Source organism: Legionella waltersii (assembly GCF_001468085.1).
In the GTDB taxonomy this organism is placed as follows: Bacteria; Pseudomonadota; Gammaproteobacteria; order Legionellales; family Legionellaceae; genus Legionella; species Legionella waltersii.
In genome coordinates, this window is sequence record NZ_LNZB01000060.1 from 78522 (window position 1) to 90980 (window position 12459).

Below are 12459 nucleotides of genomic sequence, written 5' to 3' on the forward strand. Positions count from 1 at the left end.
CTTTCACGAATGACCCTGCTTAGGCAGCGCCATTAGGTTCATCTACACGGCCCGCATCGGTCCGCTCCCTGACAGTCGCGGCTCGGTTTCTTCTTTGCTGTCTGAATCAAATCCTAGTCACAACAGGGAGTGAACCGAGCCGCGCGCGTCAGCAAGCGGATACAGAACTATCCGCTTTCACGAATGGCGCTGCATAAGCCTCACTCAAGACTCACTAGCCAAGCCAACTCCAACATGGCCTTCTTCCTTTGCCAATAAAACACTACGAGCTGTTTGTAAATCAAAAGATCCTTCCCACGTTGAAAGAATAATCGTTGCTATTGCATTCCCTAACATGTTAATAATCGATCTTGCCTCATTAAGAAATTTATCGATGCCTAAAACCAATACCACTCCAGCTGCAGGAATATGACCCATTGTCGCTAAGGAACTAGCTAATACAATAAAACCACTTCCAGATACCCCTGCTGCCCCTTTAGAGCTGATAATCATCACTCCAAGTAATGATAACTCTTGCCATATTGTCATGTCTGTATTTGTGGCTTGAGCAATAAACATAGCGGCCATGGTTAAATAAATGGCTGTACCAGCAAGATTAAACGAATACCCCATAGGCAATACCAAACCAATGACCGACTTATTACAACCAATCTGTTCTAGCTTTTCCATCAAATTAGGTAACACCGTTTCAGACGAAGAAGTACCCCAGACAATCAACAATTCATCCTTTAAATAGCGAAGCAAATGAAAGATATTAATCTTACAATACCACTGCAAAATCGAACCCATGACAACTAAAATAAAGAAGATGGATGTCGCATAGTAACAAGCCAATAAACCCATCATATTCAGTAAAGGTCCTACTCCAAACTTACCTACACTGAATGCCATCGCTGCGAAAGTTGCAAGAGGTGCCAGATACATAACGAGATGTATCATTTGAAAAAATACCTTAGTCACTGTTTGCATCCCAGCAATGATTGTTTTACCTGGGTTGCCAATCAAAATTAATCCAAAGGAAAATAGTAAAGAAACAAAAATAACTTGTAGCATCTCCCCATCAACGAAAGCACTTACAAATGTCCGAGGAATTACGTTCAGTAAAAGCTCTGAAATTGTAGTTGCTTTATGCACCCCACCTACGTATGAATTTGCTTCTTCAATATTAAGAGATGCCGGATTGATATTTAGTCCAACTCCTGGCCTGAAATAATCCGTAGCAACCAGTCCAAGAATCAAAGCTAATGTTGTAAGCACTATGAAGAATACCAGCGCACCTCCTGCAATCCTTCCCACATGACGTACATCATGGAGTGCGGCAATTCCCGAAACCAAAGTAAGAAAAATGATTGGTGAAATCAACATCTTAATAATTCGAATAAACACATCTGCAAATGCTTTGAGTTGTATACCTAAATCAGGAAGGAAATAACCAAGGAGAATACCAAGAATTACACCAATTAGGACTTGCACATACAGTGGTTTTAGAAAGGTCATTGTTATACTCCAAGAGGTTTATGGACTTGTATTGTGAAGCTTAAAAACGCATTCCCTGCTTGGAATATTATTACACAAATTATTTTTAGATGGCTAGAACTTATTGATTGGAATTTTATTATTCAAGGATTTATAACCATGTTATGGAGAATCATACAGCAAGAGTCCATTCTCATCCTTACCATTACTAATGTCGCATTCAAAATCAACAACCAAATAACCAGTACTCAGATTATGATTATAAAAATTAACCCTTAAAGTTGCCGTGTTGTCATCCAACACATTTAATCGAGCAATCATTTGTAAAAAGACCCCCGGAGTATTTTCAATCAATTGCTCTGTGCTTGTGGTCACAATATCTCTTAGTTGTTCATTAATGCGAGTTTTAAAATGAAGATATTGCGTAAAATTAATTCGAGTGGTTGCTGCATCGATGTTTTGAGCAAGTTGGCTTTGCAGCTCTGGGTCAGTAATATCGCAAAAATCCAATCGAATAATGGCTTTTACATCATCACCTCTTTCAAGAGCTTTAACCAGTTGTGAATAGTTGGTTAAGAGATTAGTCACCGCATTGGCGCTTGTGGCCGCAATTAATAGTACGAAGCATAATAAACCAGAGACTAATTTATTCATCCGTTTCCCCATATTTCTATGTTTGGAGTTATGCCATTATCCGCTTCCTCACGATCGAGACTCGGATTGGCTAGCGAATATCGGCGACTGACCCCAGTGGGGTCTGTCCCCAACCACGCTGCTCAATGATAACCGAGCCGCCACCGTGAGGGAGCGGATTTGAATCTCAGCAACATGAATAAGACTAAATTATAAATAAAGTGTATAGTCTTAACTCTAAAATCGCCAGTTTTTGGAAAATGATTTGGTTTCATAGATGAGTTAAGCGATAATCTCTTTAACCAAAAACCCCTAGGGCTTACGCACATGTCCAAGGTTTTGTGTAAGTCCTCATACTACAAACTCATCCAAGAGACTATATGCACCAATTAATTGACTATATTTTACACATCGATGTCTATCTAAATACCTTTGTGTCGAGCTATGGTTTCTGGGCCTACTTGGCTTTAGTTTTAGTTGTCTTTTGTGAAACTGGGCTTGTTGTTACTCCTTTCTTGCCAGGAGATTCACTCCTTTTTGCCGCAGGGAGCATTGCTGCTCAACCTAATCATCCATTAAGCCTATGGATACTTTTTACTCTACTATTCTTTGCATCAACACTTGGCAATCAAATCAATTTTTTAATCGGCAATTGTGTTGGACCTAAAATCTTTAGTGTTAAACGCTCATGGCTCTTCAATCCAAAGCATTTGCATGAAGCTCATGCCTTCTATGAGCAACATGGTGGGAAAACAATTGTGTTCGCACGTTTTATTCCTATTATACGAACATTCGCCCCATTCGTTGCAGGCATTGGCTCGATGAATACCCTTCATTTTACGCTTTATAATCTATTAAGCGCCGTTTTATGGATTGGAAGTTTACTCTGTTTAGGTTATTTCCTAGGATCAATTCCGGTTGTAAAAGAGAATTTTACCTTAGTCATTTATGGGATCATTGTGGTTTCATTGATGCCACCAATTGTGGGATTGATAAGCAAAAGACATAAGGGTTGATGTTTTGTTTAATTCCGCTCCCTGACGGTCGCGGATATAGAACTTCAAATTAACGACATAGAGTATTCAGGAACCTGAGGTTTTAAATCCTCCCTCAATCGCTTCAACGATTTACTGTAATTTTCTGAAAGGAATTGCAATGATTTTTTATCCTCCCTCGCGCCCTGAAGCTCGTGAAGGAGCATGGTTCTGTAAGAGTGTGCATGCGTATTTCCATTGCTATTATCACCAAGATACTTCAATAGGCTTGTTTTTGCTGTTTCAAAATCTCTAATTTTAGAAAAATCTTGATTGAATTGTTCTGCACGATCTCGGCCTGCTCTACCATGATAATGAAAGAAGCAGAACCAGATGCTCTTGTTGTAATCAGTATAGGCCAGAGTAGCCTTCGCTACAATTCGTTTTAAATATTCTAGCTTTCTCTGATCAGCCGTTAATTCCTCGACTTCTTGTTCGCCACTCGCCTCTGAACCAGCACTCGTCCTTGATTGGAGTAGAGTCGAGTTTAGACCCAAAGGACTTCCTACCCCAAAGAGAGAGATTGATTGAGTTGAAAGAGTAGGTTGTTCAGATTTTCTTGTGGGATTTTGGACACTCAATGCATCAATTGCTGGTATCTTCCTGGCCTCGATGACCTCTGTGGTCCAATGTGCATTATTTAGATTTTGTAATGTGATAGTGTGTTGGTTAGGGAGATCATTGGGGTATTCTTGAACTGCATTTTGATTACGTAATACATGAAGGTTTAGATTGAAAGCAATTGATAGATAATCTAAATCAATGTGTGATCCCCAAAAGAAATCTTGTGTAATACCATTCATGGCAACAAGAATTGGAGAGTTTTTCTGTGGCTCGGTACGATAAGTAATGTCCTTAGGCTCAACTTTATCACCATAGACAAGTTTCAAAAAAATGGGCATTAATACATCATTTTCATGATTTTTGATCACTGTTCGTCTATCAATCTTCTGCAATTCACGCAAAATATCAGGCGAGTTTGCAAAAGGGTTAAACCTTGGATCAGTATCAATTGGATTGCCATAATACAAATAAGCGAATTGCACAAAATTACTGTTTTCTTCAAGATCTTTTGGCTTTATGTGAAATTTTGCACAACTATTTCTTAATTCAGAAACTTGATATTGATAGGTTATAATTCGCAAAGAGCTTTGGAGTTGATCTAAGAGCTCTTTGTCTCTTCCACCCATATTATTTCTTAATATACTGTCATACAGAGCGGGCAATCGGTCATAGAGGTCTGATACCGATGGATCAAGTTTGACCCAACGATCAAACATTTCTCTCTTGCCCTGGTTTTTTTCTTGTACAATGATGCTTAGAACGGCCGTAGCAAACGCGTAAAAGGCACAGTTACCAAGTCCAGGGTTATCAATAATGCGTTTGAGATGCACAACAGATTCCTTTGCCACTTCTTGCGATTCCTCTATGGAAGGGGATTTAACCGACTTTTCGCCTTGATACGCTTCCAGAGGTGTCAGTTTCAATCTCTGAGGTGTTCTATCTAGATAGATGCTAGCGTCTCTATCATTAAATTTTACAACCCAATATTGTTGTTTATTCTCTACTACTACCCTAGCTTGTTTTTTAGAAGGCGCATCGATGCTACCTTCAGATACATCCAGGGACAGTGCATCGGATAATGCTTTAACATCTTTAACCGAGTAACTCCTCTGAAATGCATTTTTATCGGATTCAAATTTATCTTTCAGATCGCCCAATATCACTGTGGCGTTTTTTGCGAGAAACTCTTTGATAGCCTCACGGTTACTTCCTAGCTCGATACCTTGTAGCAACCTGCTTAAATCGAGCAATAATTTATTTCTGACGTCGAGAAGCAAATTATCTAGTCTAGGGCAAAAGTTACCCACCAATTCCAGCTGAAACCATTGGTTACCACTTGCAATATTGGCTTTGAATTTCAACACCAAGTCAGTCAACTCTTCCAATGCCTCACTTTCTGCACTAAGTTGATAGTGTTGGTTTAATTTTAATAGAACAGGAGCCAAAATGAGTTCAATATCACGAGCATTATTGTAATAAATAAGCCACTCTTTTAGAGTTTTCCAAGCTTTAGGTTTGAATTGTGGGTGAAGTTTTGCAAATTCATCGAGCAATGCTTGGTAAGCAGGGGTTTCTTGAAAAGCATCCAAGCGACCACTGAGTATTTCAACTCCTAAACCAATTGCTAGTGCATTGAACAGAGAAGGACCATCTCCATCGGCTTTAATTACTGTTGTCATGAGTACCCCTAAAACCTCTGATTTGCATCTAAATACAATGTATAGATATTATCCTATAGGATGAGACACTATTCAACAACTTAGTTTGATATAAAGCGAACTATCCATTCAGCAATCAAACCATCATTTTCCTCCAAAGCCAATGATTGTATTGCCCTTGAAAATTCTGACTCACTCACTTTGTCTTCTTTGGAAACCATTAAATCTCGTGAATAGTCTTTGGTGAATTCAGGATGTCCTTGAATGGTTAATACAGTTGACCCAACTTGCAACATATAGTTTGGACAGAAATCGCTACCAGCAAGCAATTCAGCACCTGGCGGCAGTTCAATCACTTGATCTTGATGACTCACCAAAATATTGAATTGCTCTACCTTTGGAACCATCCACTCTTTTTGATGATACACTTGATTTTGGGACATGCCCACTCCCCATCCTTTGGGTGATTTAACGACTGTTCCGCCTAAAGCCTGAGCCACCAATTGATGACCAAAACAAATTCCCACCAGTTTTTTTTGTTCTAAATGCAACAGTCTGACGAACTGCTCTAATTGCTTTATCCACGGATAATCATCGTATACACCATGTCGACTGCCAGAAATCAAATAAGCATCCACTTCATGAATGCTCTTAGGAAACTCACCATTTTCTACATTAAACACTTTAGACTCAAGAGTTGAATCGGCTCGTTTTAGCAGATTCATAAACATTTCAGGATATTGACCGTATTTAACTGCCAATGCTGGACTGACTTGATCACACAACAAAATACCTAACTTCACGATAGTGTCTCCTACTTGCCGATGGCTTTTACAAGGATAACCTTGTATTCAGCTTGAGAAAATGGAATGGGATTTGAACCAGCTGCAGCATCCTCCGTCGCCATTTTAGCTAAACGATCAACTTGTTTGTGATCAATGCCCAACTCGCTTAGAGTGTTTTCAATCTTTAACTCTAGCCGCATCTGCATGATCCAATCTAAAAAGCCATCAAAACCATTAGAAATCGATAAGAAATTGGAGAGTCGTTTGATCTTCTCCTCAATAGCAGAACGATTTGCCTCCAACACGTAGGGCATTAAAACCGCATTCAATCGACCGTGGTGCGCATCAAATAATGCCCCTAAGGGATGCGCTAAAGCATGCATAGCTCCTAAACCTCTTTGAAATGCAGTTGCTCCCATTGCTGAAGCAACCAACATATTGCATCTTGCTGTTGTATCATTTCCCTGTTGATAGGCTCTAACCAGATTTTCTTTGATCAATCTTATTCCTTCCATCGCGATTCCCTCCGCCATTGGATGATAATAAGTGGCGCAAAAGGCTTCTAAACAATGAGACAGCGCATCCATTCCCGTTGCAGCAGTTAAAGCAGGCGGCAATCCGACTGTTAATTCTGGATCTAAAATGACCAATCCAGGCAGCATATTGGGATGAAAGATGATTTTTTTAATTTCCTCTTCTGTATCGGTAATCACTGATGCGCGCCCTACTTCTGAGCCTGTTCCTGCAGTAGTAGGGACAGCTATCACCGGTGCCATGGCAGCGACATTGACTCGAGACCAGTTATCCCCAATGTCCTCAAAATCCCATAATGGTCGTTCCTGGCCTACCATTAGAGCAATCGCTTTTGCTGCATCTAGAGCCGAACCACCACCAAACGCAATGACACCGTCGTGTTGTCCAATTTGATAAGCTTGGGTACCCAATAAGACGTTCTCACCAGTCGGATTAGCTTTAATTTGACAAAATAATCCAACGTCTAACCCAGAAGCTCGCAGATCCTGAATAATTCTGCCAACCATCAACGTCGCCGCTAAACCCGGATCCGTAACAAATAAGGGAGCCTTTATACCCATGTCTATGCAGGCTTGTGCTAATTCAGAAATCCGACCCGCACCTATACGAATCCGAGTTGGATAATTCCAATTAGCAATTAAAGACGTTTCACTCATTTATCTTATCCTCTCAATGTTTTGATATGAAATGATTTGGGGCGAGTTAAGTACTCATATCCAATGGAGGATAGGGTACATCCTCTTCCAGAGTTTTTAACTCCTGTCCAAGCAAGAGCAGGATCTAAATAATCACAACGATTGATGAAAAAGGTCCCTGTTTCGATCTGTTCACCAATGGCTATCCCCTTTTCTATATCTTGGGTAAACAAAGCAGCAGTTAGGCCATAGTCACTATCATTCATTAAGCGTATCGCTTCCTCATCAGAATCAACTGGCATAATTCCGACCACTGGACCGAATGTTTCCTCTCGCATAATACGCATGTGATGAGTTACTTCTGTTAAAATCTGCGGTGCTAAGTAGGCTGTGCCAGCTTTATCCATTTGAAAATCGTTTGAATTGATATGCCCTGTTGCTCCTTGTTGCACAGCCTCCCTGATTTGCTCCCTGACAAAATCAGCTGCTGAAGCACGCACCATTGGGCCTAAAGTGGTTTCAGAATCATCTGAACGACCCAATCGATATTGATTGACTAAAGTCACGGCTTTTTTCAAAAATTCACTGTACACTTGCCGATGAACATAAATTCGCTCAATACCACAACAAGATTGGCCAGAATTAAAAAATGCCCCATCAATGGTAGTTTCAACGGCGTAATCAATATCGGCATCTGCTCGAACATAAGCGGGATCCTTGCCACCCAACTCCAATCCAACGTGAATAAATCGCCCAGCTGCTGCTCGCTCAACCATTTCACCCCCCTCTACTGAACCAGTAAAAGCAACTGAGTTGATGCAGGGGGACTTAATGACTTGTTCTGTATCTTGGTGCGTTAAGTGCAAATATTGAAACACTCCTGAAGGCAATCGTGCCTGTTTAAACGCTTGATCAAATCGCTCAGCAACTAAAGGTGTTTGTGCTGAGTGCTTTAGTATCACCACATTCCCAGCCATCAATGCAGGAATAATCGCATTCACTGCAGTGAGGTAGGGGTAATTCCAAGGTGCAATTACAAATACGACACCCAGTGCTTCGCGCCGAATAAATCGGATAAATCCTTTCTTATCTTCTAATTCTACTGGTGCCAATGAAGTTGAAGCCTGTTGAATCATGTATCTAGCACGCTCTTCGAATCCATTAACCTCACCTTGTGCATAACGTATAGGCCGCCCCATTTGCCAAGCAATCTCTTTAGCAATCGCTTCTTTGTTGGCTACAATAGTGTCTACAGCGGACAAACAGTACTCCTTTCTTTCATCCAAGGAAGACTTTGCCCAGAGCCTTTTAGCCAACTTTGCTGTTTCCAAGGCCTTGTCAATGTCCTCCTGAGATGCATACGGCCTTTCTACATACAATGAATTGTCAATTGGCGAGTATGTTTTTAATGTTTTAGTCATTGTGAGTTAATCCCATTAGATAATTTCAAAATACCGATCCAATTCCCAATCGGTGATATGTCTTCTAAACTCTCGTTCTTCCCACTCTCTTGTTGCCGCGAAATGGTCAATGAAGTGATGACCAAACAGATCTTTGGCTGCTTTTGATTGTCTTAAATGTTGAGCAGCGTCCCAAAGGGTTCTTGGTAAAGCCAAATCAGGACTATGTCTTTGTTCATAGGAGTTCCCTTTCACTTCTTCTTCAGGTTCCAATTCATTTTCAATTCCATACAAACCGGAGCCAATTGCTGCGGCCAACGCTAAATAGGGATTAGCATCTGCTGCTCCCACTCGATATTCTATTCGCTGTGATTTATCGCTACCAGGAATGAGTCTTAATGCAGTCGTTCGATTCTCTACTCCCCAAGTTGCATCTGTTGGCGCCCAAAAACCTGGGATTAATCTTGAATAGCTGTTAACCGTTGGAGAAACCATCGCTAATAGCTCTGGCATTAAACGCTGTTGTCCTGCAAGAAAATGCTTCTGCGTTTTACTCATGCGGTGTGGCTTATCCGCATCATAAAAGGCTGAGCGACCAGAATCTCTTTCCCGTAAGGACAAATGAATATGGCCACTTTGCCCAGGATAATGACCTGACCATTTTGCCATAAAGGTAGCCATTTTATGATTGCGTTGGGCGAGTACTTTCATAAATGTTTTAAACAATGCCGCTTTATCACCAGCTTCCTCAGCAGTATCTACTGCGATAGCTGCCTCTAATACACCAGGACCAGTTTCTGTATGCAATCCTTCGATCGGAAAATCCATTTTTTCCGCCATACCTAAAATCTGCTGATACAATTCAGCATGAACAGTATTTCGAATCATGGAATAACCAAAATTATCCGGTGTAAAGGGTTGGAGGTTGCGAAAGCCTTTAGCTCGCACACTATCAGGTGTTTCATCAAAAACAAAGAATTCATATTCTAAAGCAGCATACACATGATAGCCCATCCCTGCAGCTTTATTAATCACACGCCTCAAGACAGCTCTAGGACATATACTTTCAGCTTGTTGAGAAAATTCACCAATGAAAAGCAATTGATTGTCTTCAAACACTAGATCACGACAACTTGTGGGAACAATCCTCACAGGGGCATCTGGATAACCGGTATGCCAGCCAGTAAATTTAACATTATCATAGAGTTTATCTTTTGAATCCCAACCTAAAACCACATCGCAAAAAGCAAACCCATTATCTAAGGCTGAAAAAAACTTCTCCCTGCTCATGTACTTACCCAACATGACCCCATCAACATCAAACAGCCCCACTTTCACATGGGAGAGTTGTCTTTGTTCAACAATGGTTTTAGCGTCCTCAACGGTCTTCACTTGTCTGGGGTTCAGCATGTCCTGTCCTTTTGGTTTTGTTTTTAATTTTGGTCAGTCTAGCGCTCAAAGTTAGCAAAAAATTGAAGCTTCCTTAACGTTAGCTGCAATAGTTTGAATAATAGGATGATTCTCAACAAACAGGAAGATCCAATGGCAATTATTGAAGGTACTTCGCAAATGCTTGAAATTAACAGGTTCGAATCAACAGGGCCTATGTAAACAGCCTTATTGTCGATAAGGTGGTGTTTATGCCCATTTATACCCAAGAAACTTCAAAATGCTAAGTTTTTAAAAACTGGAAGTTGTCATTAATTCGCCCATCAAGAGCATTTCCAATAAAAGTGGTTTTGCATAAGAGATCATATGACGTTTCGCCCTTATGGCTCAGCAGTTATGCTTAATTTCAAAACACATCAATGGGGTCAGGCCTTGGATTGTGAATTGTACCGGTTTTTTATTGGCACGTGGTTGGAATTCAAAATTCAAGGCCTGAGCCCACAGGTTGGCTGCTGATTGTTTAAAATGATTTTCGCAAAACACCTTCTAACGTTACAACACTAGAGGCATTCCTGATTAGAATTTGCTCTTGCTTTTCAATCATATCCGCAGATTTAATCACATTCTTTATACTTTCTTCCAATACTTTGAAGTAAGCACCAATACCGGGATTCGCTTTGAGCACATCGAGAATATTATTTGCCGCCTTCTTCTTTTCCGCTAAAGAAGCATTAACAAGCAGTAAAGCGTCCATATCCTTTCTTAATGGTTCAATCAGCTTTCTCTCTGCTTCACTAGTCATTCCAGCAAGCCATAACCGTTTACCCTGTAAATTTTTATCCATTTTTCTCTGCTCACTGGCTATAATCTCGTTTGGAGAGGCCATCTTGTGGGTTACACTAAGATTGGTGGCGGCTGCACTAAAGTCCTGGAACATTGCATTGATGTTGTCTAGCTCTTGCTTCTGTTTAGCTGTAGGATTAGTTTCATATAGGTTTTTAAGTATTTTTATTGTCTTTTCCAAAAATTCGTTTTGCTTGGCAATATCTACGAGCGGATGCTTTTCTGATTCCTCTATAGCGCTCATTAATTCCTTCATTAATTTTTTTTGTTGTTGCGTATACTCCCTTGAATATAAATCCTGGATGGGTGTGCCAAAAGAATCAAAATTATCGCTATTTTTCATGGAAGAATTAAAAAATCCATAAAGCGGTTCATTGATTTCTTTATCAACATAGTTTTTTAAGGAGTTTCTCAGGTCATGAAGGCGAGTGGATTGATAGAGTTGTGTATTTTGAGAGTGAATGCACATGACCTGAATGTGATAAATACCCTGTATTTCAATTATCTCGATAGGAATCATGGCCACGTCATCAGGTATTCTTGACATAAACTCAGCTTCGTTCGGAAGAGCGGATACATTGGCCACCGCATAATAATCAGCAAGTTGTTCGGGATTACAGACATGCAAAACAACTCCTCCATTACCAGCGAAACCCTTGGCTATATCTATGTTAGAAGTCATGCTTACATTCTTTTTTGCGATAATATCTACAATATTAATTTCAACCAGTTGCTCAGGGGCTAAGGAAGCAAGTTGGCCCTTTTTTTGTAAATCCTGGACACGTGCAAATTTTTGTTTAAATATAGGGCTCCCAAAGCTTTGACCGCGGTACAAAAAATCCGGCGTTTTATGGACTTCAACCTCTCTTTTCATAAGCCCAGCCTTATGAATGGCAATATTAAGTAAAAAAGCCATTTTTCTTTCTTCGTCGGAAGTGCTCGATGGGTCATTATAGGCGCCGACAATAGCGTTCAATTTCTTATAGAAAGGAGACTCCTTGGAATACATCCTAAGTAGTACATCCTCAAAATTTGGCTCTTTTCCATTTTTAGTTAATTCTGTTTTGCATTGATTGTATAAATCAGATAAAGCAATGGTTTCTCCATTTGCTGTCATTTCAAAATCCGAATTTTTTAATATTTTTTCAATACCAATCAGAAAATTTTCATCCAGTTGTTTCGCGATAACTGTTAGATGGCCTCTTTTAGTCATATTTTCAATTGAGTCCATTGGAATTTCAGCTAAAAGGGATCTTTGATTTGGGGGTTGACTGAGTACAAGAACTAGTTTTTCAATAGCTTGCTTTACAGCAATTTCCTCTTCAGCAAACTTTTGGGGAGACAAAGTATATTGAGCTGCAATTAATCCCTCTATATCTTTACGTAACTTATCTCTTGCTTCTTCTCGACGTAATTTATCTTCTACCTCTGTCTGTATTTTATCTTTTATAGCTTTGAATATTTTATTTATATTAGGATTTTTATCTTTGGATGAGGGCATCATATAA

At 40.0% G+C, this 12459-nt stretch carries 9 protein-coding genes; 1 reads left to right on the top strand and 8 read right to left on the bottom strand.

All coding sequences use genetic code 11. The features are described from left to right. Positions 1–204 precede the first annotated feature (204 nt). Complete coding sequence (gene dctA, locus Lwal_RS13555; RefSeq protein ID WP_058481346.1) at positions 205–1497, bottom strand: C4-dicarboxylate transporter DctA; 1293 nt, start codon at positions 1495–1497, stop codon at positions 205–207. 141 nt (positions 1498–1638) lie between these two features. Further along, on the bottom strand, positions 1639–2130 hold the full coding sequence (locus Lwal_RS13560; RefSeq protein WP_058481347.1) for a hypothetical protein: 492 nt from the start codon (positions 2128–2130) through the stop codon (positions 1639–1641). A 359-nt stretch (positions 2131–2489) separates the two neighbouring features. Here Lwal_RS13560 and Lwal_RS13565 point away from each other — a divergent pair, with 359 nt between their 5' ends. Continuing rightward, positions 2490–3125 carry a DedA family protein gene (locus Lwal_RS13565; RefSeq protein ID WP_058481348.1) on the top strand — a complete coding sequence of 212 codons (636 nt, stop codon included), beginning with the start codon at positions 2490–2492 and terminating at the stop codon, positions 3123–3125. Positions 3126–3169: 44 nt separating this feature from the next. Here the strand turns inward: Lwal_RS13565 and Lwal_RS13570 are convergent, their stop codons facing one another. The 6 genes from Lwal_RS13570 to Lwal_RS13595 form a co-directional block, all read right to left on the bottom strand. Further along, complete coding sequence (locus Lwal_RS13570) at positions 3170–5386, bottom strand: hypothetical protein (RefSeq protein ID WP_058481349.1); 2217 nt, start codon at positions 5384–5386, stop codon at positions 3170–3172. A gap of 80 nt (positions 5387–5466) precedes the next feature. Beyond that, positions 5467–6168, bottom strand: a complete 702-nt coding sequence (locus tag Lwal_RS13575; protein WP_058481350.1) for a glutamine amidotransferase-related protein — start codon at positions 6166–6168, stop codon at positions 5467–5469. Between the two features lie 11 nt (positions 6169–6179). Next, a complete protein-coding gene (locus tag Lwal_RS13580; protein ID WP_058481351.1) occupies positions 6180–7340 on the bottom strand; it encodes an iron-containing alcohol dehydrogenase in 1161 nt (386 codons plus the stop codon). Positions 7341–7345: 5 nt separating this feature from the next. Then, entirely contained in the window at positions 7346–8740 is a 1395-nt protein-coding gene (locus Lwal_RS13585) for an aldehyde dehydrogenase family protein (protein ID WP_058481352.1), read from the bottom strand. Between the two features lie 15 nt (positions 8741–8755). Beyond that, complete coding sequence (locus Lwal_RS13590; protein WP_058481353.1) at positions 8756–10129, bottom strand: glutamine synthetase family protein; 1374 nt, start codon at positions 10127–10129, stop codon at positions 8756–8758. Between the two features lie 499 nt (positions 10130–10628). Next, positions 10629–12455 carry a hypothetical protein gene (locus Lwal_RS13595; RefSeq protein WP_133141257.1) on the bottom strand — a complete coding sequence of 609 codons (1827 nt, stop codon included), beginning with the start codon at positions 12453–12455 and terminating at the stop codon, positions 10629–10631. Positions 12456–12459: the final 4 nt, after the last annotated feature.

Bases quoted from the DNA above. Each gene is read 5' to 3' on its own strand.
- Lwal_RS13595 (WP_133141257.1), bottom strand. From the start codon at position 12,455: ATGATGCCCTCATCCAAAGATAAAAATCCTAATATAAATAAAATATTC.
- Lwal_RS13585 (WP_058481352.1), bottom strand. From the start codon at position 8,740: ATGACTAAAACATTAAAAACATACTCGCCAATTGACAATTCATTGTAT.
- dctA (WP_058481346.1), bottom strand. From the start codon at position 1,497: ATGACCTTTCTAAAACCACTGTATGTGCAAGTCCTAATTGGTGTAATT.
- Lwal_RS13560 (WP_058481347.1), bottom strand. From the start codon at position 2,130: ATGAATAAATTAGTCTCTGGTTTATTATGCTTCGTACTATTAATTGCG.
- Lwal_RS13580 (WP_058481351.1), bottom strand. From the start codon at position 7,340: ATGAGTGAAACGTCTTTAATTGCTAATTGGAATTATCCAACTCGGATT.
- Lwal_RS13590 (WP_058481353.1), bottom strand. From the start codon at position 10,129: ATGCTGAACCCCAGACAAGTGAAGACCGTTGAGGACGCTAAAACCATT.
- Lwal_RS13565 (WP_058481348.1), top strand. From the start codon at position 2,490: ATGCACCAATTAATTGACTATATTTTACACATCGATGTCTATCTAAAT.
- Lwal_RS13570 (WP_058481349.1), bottom strand. From the start codon at position 5,386: ATGACAACAGTAATTAAAGCCGATGGAGATGGTCCTTCTCTGTTCAAT.